Annotated in this window: 14 protein-coding genes; 12 read left to right on the plus strand and 2 right to left on the minus strand. The window is 60.3% G+C overall.

From position 1 onward, the window contains the following. Positions 1-16 precede the first annotated feature (16 nt). From ACILSR_RS16805 to ACILSR_RS16815, 3 genes are all read left to right on the plus strand, one after another. The gene (locus tag ACILSR_RS16805) at positions 17-1,318 is read left to right on the plus strand and encodes an acetylxylan esterase (protein WP_395750948.1); all 1,302 of its coding nucleotides are present in this window, start codon (positions 17-19) and stop codon (positions 1,316-1,318) included. A gap of 98 nt (positions 1,319-1,416) precedes the next feature. Further along, complete coding sequence (locus ACILSR_RS16810; RefSeq protein WP_395750949.1) at positions 1,417-2,799, plus strand: NAD(+)/NADH kinase; 1,383 nt, start codon at positions 1,417-1,419, stop codon at positions 2,797-2,799. Next, the gene (locus tag ACILSR_RS16815) at positions 2,796-3,647 is read left to right on the plus strand and encodes an MBL fold metallo-hydrolase (protein ID WP_395750950.1); all 852 of its coding nucleotides are present in this window, start codon (positions 2,796-2,798) and stop codon (positions 3,645-3,647) included. The genes ACILSR_RS16810 and ACILSR_RS16815 overlap by 4 nt, the downstream gene beginning before the upstream one ends. 18 nt (positions 3,648-3,665) lie before the next feature. Here ACILSR_RS16815 and ACILSR_RS16820 read toward each other — a convergent pair whose 3' ends face one another. After that, positions 3,666-4,088, minus strand: a complete 423-nt coding sequence (locus ACILSR_RS16820; RefSeq protein ID WP_395750951.1) for a rhodanese-like domain-containing protein — start codon at positions 4,086-4,088, stop codon at positions 3,666-3,668. A 267-nt stretch (positions 4,089-4,355) separates the two neighbouring features. On the opposite strand from ACILSR_RS16820, the gene ACILSR_RS16825 reads away from it, so the two are divergent. The 7 genes from ACILSR_RS16825 (at position 4,356) to ACILSR_RS16855 (ending at position 11,918) form a co-directional block, all read left to right on the plus strand. Continuing rightward, entirely contained in the window at positions 4,356-4,751 is a 396-nt protein-coding gene (locus tag ACILSR_RS16825; protein ID WP_395750952.1) for a prepilin-type N-terminal cleavage/methylation domain-containing protein, read from the plus strand. Positions 4,752-4,868: 117 nt separating this feature from the next. Continuing rightward, positions 4,869-5,357 carry a type II secretion system protein gene (locus ACILSR_RS16830; protein WP_395750953.1) on the plus strand — a complete coding sequence of 163 codons (489 nt, stop codon included), beginning with the start codon at positions 4,869-4,871 and terminating at the stop codon, positions 5,355-5,357. A gap of 25 nt (positions 5,358-5,382) precedes the next feature. Then, entirely contained in the window at positions 5,383-5,787 is a 405-nt protein-coding gene (locus ACILSR_RS16835) for a type IV pilin protein (RefSeq protein WP_395750954.1), read from the plus strand. 12 nt (positions 5,788-5,799) lie between these two features. Continuing rightward, positions 5,800-6,333 carry a type II secretion system protein gene (locus ACILSR_RS16840; protein WP_395750955.1) on the plus strand — a complete coding sequence of 178 codons (534 nt, stop codon included), beginning with the start codon at positions 5,800-5,802 and terminating at the stop codon, positions 6,331-6,333. Between the two features lie 20 nt (positions 6,334-6,353). Continuing rightward, a complete protein-coding gene (locus ACILSR_RS16845) occupies positions 6,354-8,528 on the plus strand; it encodes a GspE/PulE family protein (RefSeq protein ID WP_395750956.1) in 2,175 nt (724 codons plus the stop codon). Positions 8,529-8,565: 37 nt separating this feature from the next. Beyond that, positions 8,566-9,045 (plus strand): response regulator, encoded by a 480-nt coding sequence (locus ACILSR_RS16850; RefSeq protein WP_395750957.1) that lies wholly within the window; start codon positions 8,566-8,568, stop codon positions 9,043-9,045. Further along, positions 9,042-11,918 (plus strand): ATP-binding protein, encoded by a 2,877-nt coding sequence (locus ACILSR_RS16855; protein ID WP_395750958.1) that lies wholly within the window; start codon positions 9,042-9,044, stop codon positions 11,916-11,918. The genes ACILSR_RS16850 and ACILSR_RS16855 overlap by 4 nt, the downstream gene beginning before the upstream one ends. A 53-nt stretch (positions 11,919-11,971) precedes the next feature. Here the strand turns inward: ACILSR_RS16855 and ACILSR_RS16860 are convergent, their stop codons facing one another. Continuing rightward, positions 11,972-14,053, minus strand: coding sequence for an FAD-dependent oxidoreductase (locus tag ACILSR_RS16860; protein WP_395750959.1), 2,082 nt, complete (start codon positions 14,051-14,053; stop codon positions 11,972-11,974). Positions 14,054-14,155: 102 nt separating this feature from the next. Here ACILSR_RS16860 and ACILSR_RS16865 point away from each other — a divergent pair, with 102 nt between their 5' ends. After that, positions 14,156-14,701 (plus strand): GNAT family N-acetyltransferase, encoded by a 546-nt coding sequence (locus ACILSR_RS16865; RefSeq protein ID WP_395750960.1) that lies wholly within the window; start codon positions 14,156-14,158, stop codon positions 14,699-14,701. A 68-nt stretch (positions 14,702-14,769) separates the two neighbouring features. Next, the gene (locus ACILSR_RS16870; protein WP_395750961.1) at positions 14,770-15,267 is read left to right on the plus strand and encodes a hypothetical protein; all 498 of its coding nucleotides are present in this window, start codon (positions 14,770-14,772) and stop codon (positions 15,265-15,267) included. Positions 15,268-15,278: the final 11 nt, after the last annotated feature.

Genomic DNA, 15,278 nt, shown 5'->3' on the forward strand with positions numbered 1-15,278 from the left:
TTCGATCATCGCTCGCATGAAATTGCCCCTGGTTTCCTCCCTTTTCGTTCTCGCCGCCCTCAGCCTGCGCGCGCAGACAGCCGCACCAGCTCCGGTGCTCACGCTCAAGGCCAGCACGGATCATCCGGATGCCTTGTACAAAACTGGTGAGACTGCGACCTTCACCATTGAGGCGCAGCAGGATGGCAAACCGCTGCCAGAGGGCAGGGTGGTATGCGTGCTTTCCAAAGACGGAGTGCAGCCCCAGCCGCCGCAGACGCTGAACATCAAGAACGGCAAGGCGACGATCATCGGCAAGCTGGACGAACCCGGCTTCCTTCTGTTGCGCGCCACGAGCGACAAGGCCTCGACGATGGCAGGTGCTGGTTACGATCCGCTGCTGCTCAAGCCCAGCATGCCGGTGCCTGAAGATTTTGATGCGTTCTGGAATGCACAGAAAGCCGCGCTGGCGCAAGTTCCCGCGAAAGCAACGCTCACCGCTGTCACGACCGGGGCTCCCAAAGGTGTGGAGGCCTTTGACGTGCAGATCGACTGCCTGGGCAAGCCGGTGAGCGGGTATTTTGGCAAACCGGTGAATGCCAGGGCAAAGTCCCTTCCTGCGATCCTGCACGTGCATGGCGCTGGCGTGCGCAGTTCCAATCTGGGCAGCGTTTCCTGGGCGCTCCAGGAAGGCGGCATGCTGTCCCTGGACATCAATGCCCACGGCCTGCCCAATGGAAAGCCGAAGGAATTCTATGATGCTTTGGCGGCGGGTGAATTGAAGGACTACCGCAGCGAAGGCGTGCAGGACCGCGAGAAGATTTACTTCAAAGGCATGTTTCTGCGGCTGATCCGTGCGATCGATTTCCTCACCACGCAGCCGGAGTGGGATGGGAAGACGCTCATCGTCTATGGTTCCAGCCAGGGAGGGTTTCAGGCCTTTGCTGCGGCCGGTCTGGACGCGCGTGTTTCCTACATTTGTGCGGGCGTTCCTGCAGGCTGTGACCACACCGGCAGCCAGGCCAACCGGATCAGCGGCTGGCCCAAAATCGTCCCCAATGGCGCTGACGGCAAACCAAACCCCGCAGCGCTGCAAGCCTCGCGTTACTTTGACAACGTCAACTTTGCCGTCCGTGCCAAGTGTCGGGGAGCGGTGGTGACGGTGGGATTCATCGACACCACCTGCCCGCCGACAAGCGTGTACGCGGCCTACAACGCGCTGACGATTCCCAAGGCGATCCACAACGACATCCTCGCGGGACACACCAACACGCCTGCGGCCAGCAAGTTCATGCAGGCGGCGGCGCTCATGCATGTGCGGCACAGCAAGGCCCGCTGACTCTGTGGCAGGCATTTGATTTCGTGATGAGCTTCGAATCGGTTTAAAGGAACGGTTCTGGCTGCTTGCACTCGTTTGGACCGCTGGCACGGTGCGGCATGCCAAAGCGCATCGCCATTTTTGGAGGCAGCTTCAATCCGCCGGGAAACCACCATGCTGCCATCGCTGTGAGGCTGGCGCAGGAATTTGATGAGGTGCGGGTGATCCCCTGCGGGCCGCGCCCGGACAAGCCCACCACCGAGAATGTGCCGGCGGTGTATCGTGCGGCTCTGGCGGACATCGTGTTTGGCGGGCTGGCCGGCGTGACGGTGGACCTCTCGGACTTTGAGCAGGATACCTTCACGCGGAACCATGAGCTTCAGACGCGCTTTGCGCCGCTGGGAGAGGTCTGGCACGTGGTGGGGGCGGACTTGCTGGTGGGAGGGGCCCGGGGTGAGTCTCTCATCCAGCGCACGTGGAAACACGGAGTGGAGCTCTGGCAGCAGGCCAACTTTGCCGTGCTCAAACGGCCGGGCTATGTACTGAGTGACGCAGACCTGCCGCCGCACGTGCAAATCGTTGAGCTGCTGGTGGAAGGCTCCAGCACGGAAATCCGCGATTCTTTAAGCCGGGGAGAGCCTGTGGGAGGCCTGGTGCCGCCGCGCGCGCAGGCCTACATGGCGCGCTACGGTCTGTACCGTGCGCCGGTGCCTGGGAACTGGGCGCGAGGGACGCTGGAGGGCGCGCCGTTTTTTCTCCAGGCGGACACGGCCATCCCGAAGGTGCGTGACTTAAGCATCGCTGTGGATGGGAAGCATGTGGCCATGCAGGATGCGGAGTTCATCAGCGTGATCGGGGGGGACGGCGCCATGCTGCGCAGCATTCGTGAGCACTGGCGTGCGAGGCTGCCTTTTTTTGGCATCAATGCAGGGCATCTCGGCTTCCTGCTGAATGCGCCGGAGCAGGTGCAGGCGCATTCGTTTCCTCCGAGTGACGTCATCTTCCGCCAGATGCCAATGCTGTTCCTTGAATTTGAGGACGAGGAGGGCCGGCGGCATGCGGCGCATGGCTTCAATGACGCTTGGCTGGAGCGCGCCACCAGCCAGTCGGCCTGGCTGGAGATCACCGTGAACAATGTGCCCCGCATCCCCAAGCTGGTGTGCGATGGGGCGCTGGTGGCCACCGCTGCGGGCTCGACGGCCTACGCACGCAGCATGGGGGCGGCGCCGCTCCTGGCAGATACGCCGGCGTGGCTGCTGGTAGGCTCCAATGTGCTGCAGCCCGCCCACTGGCGCAGTGCGCTGCTCTCTCCTGACACGACGGTGGTCATACGGAACATCGATCCCCTGCATCGGCCGGTGCAGGCGTTTGTGGACGGTCTCAGCCGGGGACGCGTGGTGGCGCTGCATGCGCGGATGTCACGTGCTGCGGCGGCGGAGCTGGTCTTCTGTGCCAGCCATGACATGGCGGAGAAAATCGCAGCGATCCAATTTGGAGCATGATTTCAGCGTTACAAAAAGACGACGCCCTCCTGGCGGACATTGCGGCAGCCTCAAGGGCGAAAGACGTGCTGCATGTCTGGTGGCTGGGGCAGAGCGGGTTTCTGGTGCAGTGGGCAGGGGAGCGCCTGCTGTTTGATCCCTATCTCTCGGATTCATTGACAGACAAGTACGCGGCCACTGACAAGCCACACGTGCGCATGACGGAGCGCTGCATTGATCCCGGACGGCTCACGGGAATCAGCCGGATCACGGCCAGCCACGTGCATACGGATCATCTGGATGGCGCTACTTTGCTGCCACTGGCGGCGGCCAACCCCGGCTTTCGCCTCTATCTGCCCCATCCCATCATGGATGAGGCCCAGAAGCGTCTGGGAGATGCCGATGTGACCCTCTGCGGAATCGGGGACCATGATGTGTATGTCGAGAATGACTGGGAACTGCACGGCGTGATCGCGAAGCACAACGAGGTGCTGCGGGATGCGCAGGGCGACTGCCACTACACGGGCTACCTGGTGAAATGCGGCCCGTTTACCCTCTACCACAGCGGAGACACGCTCTGGCACGAAGATATCCTCAAAGTGGTGCGTGAACATCCCTGCGATCTGATGCTGCTGCCCATCAATGGGAACAAACCCGAACGGCGGGTGGCTGGAAACCTCAACGGCACGGAGGCTGCCGCGCTGGCCAAAGCCGGAGGCGCCCGGCTCGTCGTGCCTTGCCATTACGACATGTTTGAGTTCAACACGGAATCTCCCGCTGAATTTGTGAATGCCTGTGAGCGGCTCCAGCAGCCGTATCAGGTGATGCGCTGCGGAGAGAAGCTGGAGATCAGAAAGCAGGAAGCGTAGCTCTCCCTGCCCACGTCGTCACCTTGCCACGGCCTGACCGCTCGCGGTCCAGGCATTGAAGCCACCCCTGAGCAGCAGGATGTTCTTGAAGCCAAGCTTGTGCATTTCCACGGCGATCAACTGGGCGCGTCCGCCGATGGCACAATAGATGATGCAGGGCTTTGCGTGGTCCAGCTTGGACAGCGCATCAAAGGTTTCCTGGCGGTGAAAGTAATCGAAATGCAGGGAATTCAGAACGTGGCCCCGTGACCGGCGCTCATCTTCGGTCCTCACGTCCACGATCAAGGTGTCGGGGTGGTCCACCAACTGGCGTTGGACGTCTCCGGGGGCGATTTCGTGAATTTCTGCCGGAAGGACAGGGGATGTGGGCAAAATTTCGGCTTCCACACCATAAAAGGGGGAGAAAAAGAGGAGAAGGGCGAAAAGTGGCGAAAATCTCATGGGACAGGCAGAGCAGGAAAAATGCGTCCTTAATTCGAGAGCGAACAAAGCTCCCTTGCCTAGGGAAAAAGGGAGAAAAACAGGGGGCAGCATAAAAGGCGAAATGGGAGGGGCCAATATGGTAATTGTGAGAAATTTGTGAGAATTATAAAATTTATGTTGAATCAATCTTCAACACTGAGTATAAATACAATAATTCGAGATTGAACGGTTCCACAAGCTGAACAACTCGAAGCAACACCAACAGCCAAAACACACAACAACACTATGAAAAACATCAAGCTCAACACCTCCCGCAAGTCTGGCTTCAGCCTTGTTGAAATGCTCGTCGTGATCGCCATCATCGGCATCATCGCCGCAATCGCGATCCCGAACATCGGCAACCTGAACGACAGCGCCAAAGACGCTGCCGCCAAGCGCAATGCTCAGACCGTCTCCTCCGTGCTTAACGCCGCCATCGCTGCTGGCGTTGACACCACTGGCTGGGACAGCACGAACCTCCTTGCCAAGGCCCAGACTGGCGTGACGCCTGCCACGGGTGCCTTCTCCGGCAAGCTGTTCACCTCCGGCCCGATCAACGACACTGAAGAAACCAAGGTCGCCAGCTACCTGAGCTGGGACGCCACCAACAAGCAGGTGAAGTACGATCCAGGCACCTACTAATACTGGTGCTGACGCGCCCGGCGCTGGGGATTGAACTCAGTTTCGGACGATTCACGTCCGCCGGGGAGGTGACTCCCCGGCGGTTTTTTTGCGACAGGGAACGAGGCAGCGCTGGTTATGAAAACGAAGGTTCAACAGCAGAAACAAAAAGGATTCAGCTTTGTCGAGGCGATCTTCACGATTGCCATCATCGGCATCATGTCTTCTCTCGTGGTGGCCGCCATCTCCAATGCCTCGCGGGATGCGCATCGTGTGATGGCCCGGCAGCAGCAGGCGTCTGTGCAGAGCGCGCTCACCGCCTACGTGATGGCCCAGACCCGGGTGGGCACCACGGCTCAGTTTCGCAGTCTTGAAAGCGTGCGCACTGCCTACAACGCGCTACCGAGCAGCCTCGCGCGCTTCAATCTCCTGGTTCCCAATGCGTCATCGCCGGACCCCACTTTGCGCGCAGGATTCCTGGACCAAACCACAGCGGATCACTTTTTGGACAACACCACCAACGCCAATCAGCTTTTAACCACCGCTTTGAGCAATGCGCAGCAGTACCTCACGCTGCCCGACTGGCAGAGCGGTGATTTTCCACGTGTGAACCTCGCCAATCAATAGGCGCAGACACTTTTACCACTCCTCCATGAACGCCACACAGCCCCAACGACAATCATTCATCCGCGCCTTTTCGCTGGTGGAGATGATGGCCTGCGTGTCGATCATCGGCATCATCGCCTTCATGGCGATCCCCTCCGTCACACGCATGCGCGGTGACAGTGAGCGCAATCTCGCCATCGCGCGTGCGGAGGCGCTGAACCTGGCGCAGGCGAGCTTCATGCAGGTCCGGGGACGGACGCAGGCGGCGCTGGACTGGGCTGCCGCATCATCCTCCGACTCAAAGTATGCCCTTCTGCGCCCCTACCTGAGCTTTTCTGAGACCACGCTGACGGCCTACCTGCCATCTGGCTACACGATCACTTTTGCCCCTTCAATCACCTCCATGACCAAGGTCGCGCTGAACAGCCCGACCGGAATCATTTACTACTGACCCACTCATGGCATGAACCACTCCACTCACAGGAGAATTCGTTTGCTGCAAGCCACCTGCCTGAAGTCTGGCAGGGAGGGCGGATATTCTGTGACCGAGCTGGTGATTGTGATTTCGATCATGGGTGTGATGGCCTCCCTGACGGTGGGGTCCTTCAATCAATTCCTTGATGGATCCAAAGACGCCCTGGCGGCGGAGCGGAAGGAAATGCTCAACCAGGCGGTGCATCGCTTTGCCCAGCAGAACTATGAACTGCAGTTTGACGCAAGCAGCGGCTCACTGGCGGACGAGATGGTCATCCTGCGTACGTTGCAATACCGGGATCCCAATGTGAACCGCGCGACGGTCGGCTCGCCTTTTGTCGATCCGCGGTACAATCCCATCTCCTCCAGCGATACTTCGCTGCACCGACTGCGCTGGACGGGGAAGATGTTTGAGCTGCTCTCCCCTGGAACAAGCGGTTCAGGCATTCTCATAAATTTCGAAGGTACGGACTTCACCACGGCATTTGTTTTCCCGCCGAACTTCCAAACGGCCGGACGCTGATTCTGGCACGCCTCACCCCCATGTCTGCCCTCCTCCAGATCCCGACGAACCCGCCAGCACCAAAATCCTTTGGTGCTGCGAGTAATCCGCCAAACACGATAGTCGAGGCAAGGCAGACAGCGATCCTGGCGATCCAATCCATCGAAGGCCTGGCCCTGCAGCACGGGATGCTGCCGGTGACACTGCTGCGCGAGAGCTGCTCGCCTGACGCGGAGCGATTGATCCGCAAGCTGGGCCGCGTGCCCTACGTGGCGGATCCGTGGCTGCCGGTGAGCACTATTGGGCCGCTGCTGGTGATGGCACACCACAATCCACGAGCCGGAGATTTGTGGGGAGTACCGCATTTCCTCACGATTCGCGTGCTAGTCACCCAGGAGCAGTACCAGAACACCCGCAAGGACCTGGTGCAGCGGTTTGGCCAGATGCCGATCTCCCAGTCCAACGCGATGGAGCAGCTGCAGCCGCAGGTGTTTTCAGACCTCGGACTGGACGGCACCTTCCAGTGGTTGCTGGAGCACTACCCGTATGAGCCTGCTGAAATCACCAAGCTGAAAGGATTTTACGAAGCGCAAAAGAGCAAGTCGGAGACGCTGGGCATCACGCATTTCAACGTGGTGCAGCGCAACATGGGCATCGCCCTGCAGCATCTAGTCAGCGGATGCAGGACGCTGGTGTACAGCGCCAATGAGGCGCCACGCCAGAACTTTTTCCCGATACCGCTGCTGGAGCGTCACAATGTTTACCCGCTCTACATTGGGAAGCAGGTCGTCTTTCTTCTGAGTGAGAGCACGGACTGCTATGCCTTTGAGGACGAGTGGCTCTCCATGGGCAATCCTTCGGTGAAGATCGTGCCGGTGCTGGCGGATCTGGCGAGCATCCGAGACGCGATCAACCGCGCCGGCGCCACCTTTGACCCGAGCGCGGTGGCCTCCGTGGAGGGAGCCACGCTTTCCGTGGCGGATGACGCCAGCGTCGTCGAAATTTCTCCCGAAGACATGGCGCGGATCAATCCGCAGAACCCCAACACCGACCCTGAGCAGCTGGTGCAGTGGGCGCTGTTCACCGCGATTCGCTGCCGGGCATCTGACTTGCACCTGGAGAAATTCTACAGCTTTACGCGCTTCCGCGCGCGCATGGACGGCACCATGAAGACGATCATGACGGCGCCGGAAAGCCAGCTGAACCGCTATGTGGCGCTGCTGAAAAACTACGCCGGCATGAGCCAGAACCGGCAGGAATGCCAGGACGGGCGCATGGCGCTCTCCATCGGCCGCCGTCGTGTGGACGTCCGTGTCGCGGCTGTGCCCACGAGGCGTGAATTCCAGAAGGTCATCATGCGTTTCCTGGACAAGCAGGATGGTGTGAAGCGGCTCTCGGACTTCAATCTCTCGCAGCGGCAGATCGACATTCTCACGCGCACCATGCAGCGCGACCAGGGGCTGGTGCTGGTGACGGGCCCTACAGGTTCCGGTAAAACGACCACGCTCTACGCGCTGCTCAACAGTGTGAACGATGAGGGGGTGAACATCCAGACCATCGAAGACCCCATCGAATATGAAATCGAGGGGATCAACCAGACGCAGACAAACAACGCCCGCGGGCTGGACTTCGCCAATGGCCTGCGCGCCCTGCTGCGTGCCGACCCTGACATCATCCTGATCGGTGAGTCGCGCGATGCTGAAACAGCGGGTGCCGCGGTGAACGCCTCGCTCACGGGCCATCTGGTGCTCACCACCCTGCATGCCAATGACTCCCTGCGTGCTGTGTCACGACTGCTGTCCATGGGGGTGGAAAAGTACCTGCTGGCGGACTCTCTGGCGCTGAGCCAGGCCCAGCGACTGGCGCGCCGCCTGTGCAGCTACTGCAAGCAGCCCATGCAGGCGCCGCAGGATGTGCAGGAACTGCTGGCCAAGCAGGCCGTCATCACCCAGCCGATCACCACGCCGATCTACAATGCCCGCGGCTGTGACGAGTGCCATGGCACCGGATATGCCGGACGCGTGGCGCTGATGGAGCTTTGCGAGGTGAACAACGAGCTGCGTGATCTCGTCGAGGAAGGCGCGCCGCTGAGCGCGATGCGGGCCGCCGCCTTCAAAAATGGATTCCGCTCCCTTTATCAGGAGGGGCTGCAGCAGGTCATCGGCGGGCACACCTCCCTCGATGAAATCAAATGCCTGAGCTACACCGCCATGTAAGGCGCCCGAAAATTTTACCATTCAACCATTCCCTGCCATGTCAGACACAACCCAGCTCCTCTCTCGTGAATTTACCTCGCGTGCTGTCGCGCGAGTGCTGCTTATCGATGATGAACCCCACGTCCTCGCCGTGGGCAAAGCCGTGCTGGAAGCGCACGGGTTTGAGGCCATCGCCACGCGCAGCGGAGAGGAGGCGCTGGAACTCGTGCGGAAAGGGCTGGAGGATGGCCAGCGCTTCACGGCGGCCATCCTGGATCTGACCATGCCGGGCGGCGCCTCGGGATTTGAGGTGCTGGAATGGCTGCGCGCCTGTGATCCGCGCATGCCGGTGATCGCCTGCAGCGGCTACTTTCAGGAAGACGTGAAGGACCTCTGCCAGGCCATTGGCTTTGTGGATGTCCTGCACAAACCCTTTAACCTCGAAAGCCTCTGTCTCGCGGTGCGCCGTGCCATGGTTCAGGAAACTGATTCTACTGAACAAGGTCAGGTGACCTTCAAAAATGGCTTCGCATCATGAGGGTTAACTTCCAGATCGCCAACCGCTTTACTCTGCTCGGCATGTTTGCCGTTCTGGTGGGGGCAGGGGCGACTGCGGCCGGATTTATCTGGCAGGAGTTCATCACGCTGCGCTTTGTGCAAAGCTCCTACCTGGGCGCAGTCGCGCTGGCTGGGCAGATGGAGCTGAACCGCCAGGCGCTGAGCGAACACGAAATCACCGGGGTGGCGTCGCTGAACTGGGAAAATGAGACACGAATGCGGATGCGCCTGCAGACGGTGGACATTCCGCCCGCGTTGCAGAATCTGGGGCTGCAGGTTGAGGTGGTGGCACCACGTCAGGAGGCGGCCGGCATAGGAGCCCCACCTGTGGCCAAATCTCCTCCCATTGCCATCATTCCAGTATGCCAGAACTGTGTCATTGACGATCCTTCTCCGGCGCACATGGACAACCTGATCTATCGAGTCATGGCGGGGAGCACGCTGGTGATGGATGACACGAGCGACAGCCGAAACTTCGAGATCAATGGCGGGGATCACTGGCTCATCAGCGCCGCGCCATTGTACTCCCGCAGCGGGCATGTGGCGGGTGCGTTCATCGTGCGCCAGCCGCTGGTGCAGCTGCGCCACCTCTTCAATTCCCAGCGTCTTACGGTGCCCATCCTCGGAGCGTGCGCCGGACTGGCCCTGGCGGTGTTCAGCTTCTACATCATCGGCAGACGCATCACCAAAAAGACGCACGCGCTCATCGATGCATTCCGCGCCATGCGCTCGGGCAATCTCAATGTCCGCGTGCCAGCGCGCGGCTGCGATGACCTGGATCTGGTGCAGGAGGAGTTCAACACCATGATCTCCCACGTGCAGGAGGAGGATCAGCGCAAGCACACACTCCTGGTGGAATATGAAGCCGCGAAACGGCAGGCGGAAACCGCCACGGCAGCGAAAGGCAGCTTCCTGGCCAACATGAGCCATGAGATTCGAACGCCGATGAACGGCATCATCGGCACGACCAGCCTGCTCATTGAGATGGGGCTGGATCCGGAGCAGGAAGAGCTGATCCGCATGATCCGTTCCAGCGGTGAATCGCTGCTGCATGTCATCAATGACATCCTCGACTTCTCGAAGCTGGAGTCCGCCAAAATGGACATGGAGAAGCTGCCGGTGGACGTCGAGAAACTGCTCAGCGAGACCACCGATGTCTTCTCGCACAAGGCGGCGGAGAAAAACATAGAGCTCAATGTGCACATTGACTCGGCGCTGCCGCGCAAGGTGCTTGGAGATTTCCAGCGCATCAAACAAATCCTGGTGAACCTGGTTGGCAACGCCATCAAGTTTACCGAGAAGGGCGAAATCCTGATCCTGGTGCGCCAGGTTTCACGGCAGACTCCGCAGGGGGACAAAACCCTGCTGCATTTCTCCGTGCGTGACACCGGCATCGGCATTCCCCCGGAAAAAATTGGCCAGCTCTTCCAGGCCTTCAACCAGGCGGACACCTCAACGACGCGCAAATACGGCGGCACAGGCCTGGGACTGGCCATCTCGAAAAAGCTCATCAAAATGATGCAGGGGGAGATCAGTGTGGTGAGCGAGGAAGGGAAGGGGTCTGACTTCTTCTTTGAGCTGCCGCTGGTCGTCGCCCCCGATGATGAATCACGCGATGAAGAGCTGTCCTGGATGGATGTGGTCAAGGGACGGCCGGTGGCCGTTTACAGCGCCCATCCCACCACGCAGCAGGTGCTGAACCAGTCGCTCATGCAGTGGGGCATGACGGTGAGGCTGCTGCGCACCCGTTCTCTCTCCGAACTCGATGATGTGATTGAAGAGGCCGGGCTGTTCATCCTTGATGTGACGGGTATCCGTCATGAGGAGGCCGTGGTCCTGCTGAACGCCGCCGCCATGCGCGGCACCGCGATCATCACGATCATGTCCATCACCAGCGCCAAGCTGGATCGTGAGCGCTTCAGTCCGCCTGCCGGCAGCCGGCATACGCGGCTGTCCAAGCCGATCAAGCGCCGGGAACTCCTGCGCACCATGGCAGAGCTCTACCGCATGCCGCGCCGGGTCATTCTTTCCCCCGTCGTTGCGCAGGCCGCGCCTCCAGCCTGGTCTGCCAATACTCCGGCTCAGATGGCATCCCCTGCGCCGAATCTCCGCCCCATAACGACGCCCGTGAATCAGCAGCATCCGATGATGGTGCCACAGATGGTGCCGCAGCAGATGATGCCTCCGCCGGTGCAACAGCCCATGATGATGCCGCAGGTTTCAGCGCAGCCTTCCTACTACCAGCCGCAGCCACAGGTCGTGCCCATGGGGCAGCAGATCGCCGCCACGTTTGAGTCGCCTTCCGTTTTGGAGACGCCGCCTCCGCCGCCTATTTCCAATCATGCTGGAGCGCGTGCTGCCGCGGGCGGCCACGATATTGAGGTCTCTCAGGCCACCAACCGCGCGATCGCCAAGGCTGCCAAGGCAGAGGCGGACAATTTTGCGAGCCAGAACCCGGCGCACATTCTGCTGGTGGAAGACCAGCCTTTGAATCAGAAGATCGCCAGCATGCTGCTGCAGCGCCTGGGGTACGTGCGCATGGACATTGCCAACAACGGGGAGGAAGCCGTGAGCATGGTCGCCCAGGGCGGCTATGACATCATCTTCATGGATCTGCAGATGCCTGTGATGGGCGGGGTGGAGGCCACCCGGCGCATCCGCGGAAACTTCCAGCTCAAGCATCAGCCGGCCATCATTGCCATGACCGGTCATGCGCTCACGGGCGTCAAGGAAGAGTGCCGCGACTGCGGCATGAATGCCTTCCTCACCAAGCCCGTGTCACTGGATGACTTCCGCCGCGTCATTCCTCCCGCGCTTGCGGTGGAAGCTTCGCAGATTCCCATGAGTTTTTAGAGCATGGCCGGAAGTGATTCCGGCTCATGGTCGATTCGGTTCCAGTGGCAGGCTCACTTCTCCGTCACCCACTGAGCCGCATCAATGATCACATGGCCATGGGTGCCTTCATTGCGGATCTCCACCCAGCCGGCTTTTCCTTTTTCAAAAGAATAGGTGCCCAGCGGCAGCAGCACGTCCTTTTCAGGCGCCTTTTTCTTCTGGTTCACAATGACCGTGTCCTCGCCGCCGGCGTGATGAATGATCACGGGCACCTTGTCCGCTCGGTTGGCCAGTGCGGTGTAGGTGATGGCAACGCGGTATTTTCCAGCAGCGGGAAGATCAGGAATAAAACGTGCCTTTTGCTCGCCTTTGGCGGCGTCGCCATCATGGCGGTAGCCCTGGCCCACGTAGCCGGGGGTGGTATGACCTTCGGAGGTGAAACCCGTCAGCTCGGCTTCGCTGTCATCCACGATGATGCCGCCGAGCTTTTCCTTGGTCAGTGAAACGTTCTCCGGCACGGGAGGAGATTCGAAGTCCAGCACCTGGCCATCGGCCAGCATCTTTTCTTTGAGCTTGGCGTAATCGATCTGCTGCAAGGTCTTGCCGGAGTCGATGGCTATGACCGCCGCCGTCGCCGAACTCTGGCCCATCACCATGAAGACGGGCTCCATGCGGATGCTGCCGTAGGCGATGTGGCTGGCGCTCAGGCACACCGGCACCAGGAGGTTGGTGCACTCTTCCGCTTTCGGTGTGATGCTGCGGTAGCTGATTGGGTAGGGGCGGGTGCCGATCTGGATGTCCCCCTCATTGCGCACAAAACCCTCCTTGGTGATGTAGCGCTGCACATTGTGCGAGTCCATGTTGTAGGCGCCCATGCCCACGCTGTCCTCCACGATTTCGCGGCGCTTGCAGTTTTTCTCGCTCATGACATATCCGCCGACCATGCGGCGGGCTTCGCGGACGTAGAGCTGGCGCGGCCAGTTGCCGTTGTCTTTGAATTCATCCTTGGCCAGGCCCAGCTTCTGGTAGGCGGCGCGGATTTTCTCCGGCACGCGGGGATGGTGCGCGTAGGTCCACATCAGGCCCTTCTGCCAGTCCTCATGCGCCTTCCAGATCTTCGCGCGAGTCTCGTAGTCGGCATCGGGATATTCAAAATTCTGGCCGATGAAGTCACTGCTGATGGCGAAGTTGTTGTTTGTGTCCGTCTTGCGGTTCGGCATCCAGGTGGGCGCCCAGGAGATGCGCTCGTCACCGGCTTCCACATTGCGCAGCGCCAGCTCAAACCACTTCTCGTCATAATCGGCGGGCTTTTCCCAGTCGCGGCGGTTTTCCGGCACATCGGTGGTGCACATGCGGAAGTTGTAGGCCTGCAGCTTGCGGTCGCCGGTTTCGTCTTCGCCGATGTCGCCCGGATCAATGCCCGGCAGCACGCCGCTCTTCGGATCGCCAGGCTTCACGTAAGGGTCCACGTTCTTGATGAACTGATGGTGGATGGTCTTGACCTTCTGAATGCCGTTGATGGTCTCGCCATACATGGCATTGGCCTCGCGGCCCACGGCGTAGCTCACGCCCGCCTTGGCCATCAGGTCGCCTTCATAGGTGGCGTCTATGAACATCTTGCCCTCAAAGGTGCGGCCGCTCTCCATGAGGATCTTTGTGATCCGGGTGCCGTCTTTGACCACGCCCTTTTTCAGATCCAGGCGCTCGCTGAACACCACGGTGACCTTGTCCTTCACCGCCGCGAGCATTGAGTCATAGATCTCCGTGGCCACATGCGGCTCGAAGGTCCACATCGTGTCCTCAGTGCCGGTGTTGCCGTGCTGCTTTTTTGCAAAGTAATCCTCCCGCGTCTGGTGCTGCCACTTGGCGGAGTCGTTGTAGTACTTGAAGACATTGGCATAAAACTCCCGCGACATGCCGCCGATGGCTTTCTTGTTGCCGATGTCCGTGGCGCCGAGACCTCCAGTAGTCAGGCCGCCGAGAAATTTTGTGGGTTCAATGAGCACCGCCGTTTTTCCCATGCGGGCCGCTTGTATTGCCGCCGTGATGCCGCCCGAGGAGCCGCCATACACGACGATGTCATAGGAATCAGCCGCCGCCAGCGGCGAGAGGACGGCGAAAGTGGAGAGCAGGAGGGCAGGGAGGAGCTTCATGGTTGTTGCCACGCATCCCAGCGCAGGCAGGAGCTTTTTGCAACTGCGGGGAAGGGCGGAAGGGAAATTGACAGCACGCTCCTTTTGGCTCACGTGGCCGTCATGACCAGCCACTCGCAGCCGGCTCCCCAGTTTGTGCCACCTGCGGAAGGCACCGCAGTGCTCCTGCGCCAAGTAACAGCTGATGACCTGCCTGTGTTTTTCCGGCATCAGCAGGATAAAGAGGCGGTGCACATGGCTGCTTTCACTGCAAAAGACCCTGCCGACCATGCGGCGTTCATGGCGCACTGGAAGAGAATTCTCTCGGATCCCGACATCGTGGTCCGCGCCATTGCACACGACGGCGCTACCGCCGGGCATGTGATGAGCTATGTGGAAGACGGGAAGCCCGAAGTGACCTACTGGCTGGGCAGGGAATGCTGGGGACGGGGACTCGCCACCCGTGCTCTCGTGGAATTCCTCCGCCACCATCAGCCTGCGCGGCCCATCTACGCACGTGCCGCCGCGGACAATGCCGCCTCCATCCGAGTGCTGATCCAGTGCGGATTTGTCCTTGTAGGGAGAAGCTGCGGCTATGCCAATGCCCGTGGCACGGAGATCGAAGAATGCCTTTTCCGCCTTGGCCTCCCGGCTCCCGAAACGGTGTGAAAAATATAATCGAATACTTCAGCAAGGGCAGCGTCAGAGTGCAGGACAAAGATTCACTCCACCATCTCATGAAGACTTCTCTCGTTCGCACGCTCTCCTTGGGTACGCTGCTGCTGGCATTCTCACTTACCTCCTGCGCAGGACCCTACCCCTACGGCGGCGGGTACGGCTATGGAGGTGGTTATGGCGGCGGCTACGGCGGGGGCGGCGGCAGCACAGTCGCGGGCGCGCTGATCGGCGCCGGTGCCGGAGGCATCATTGGGAACCAGCGCCACCGGGGCCTCGAAGGCGCCGCCATTGGGGGCATCCTTGGTGCATTGGCTGGCAGCATGATGAACAATGGCCAGCGTGGCTATTCGCAGCAGGGCTACAACCAGCCCTATTGCAACCAGGGCAGTTACAACCAGCCTTACAGCCAGGGCTATCCGCAGCAGTCCGGCTACGGCTACGGCCAGCAGCCAAATTACGGCTATGGCCAGCAGTCCAGTTACTATTCCGGCAGCGGCTACAACCAGCAGCCCGCGGTGAATCCCAACAATCCTTACGCCTTCGGGAACTGGCAGTAAAAACAGTCTCA

It is taken from the genome of Prosthecobacter sp. (genome assembly GCF_044222565.1).
In the GTDB taxonomy this organism is placed as follows: Bacteria; Verrucomicrobiota; Verrucomicrobiia; order Verrucomicrobiales; family Verrucomicrobiaceae; genus Prosthecobacter.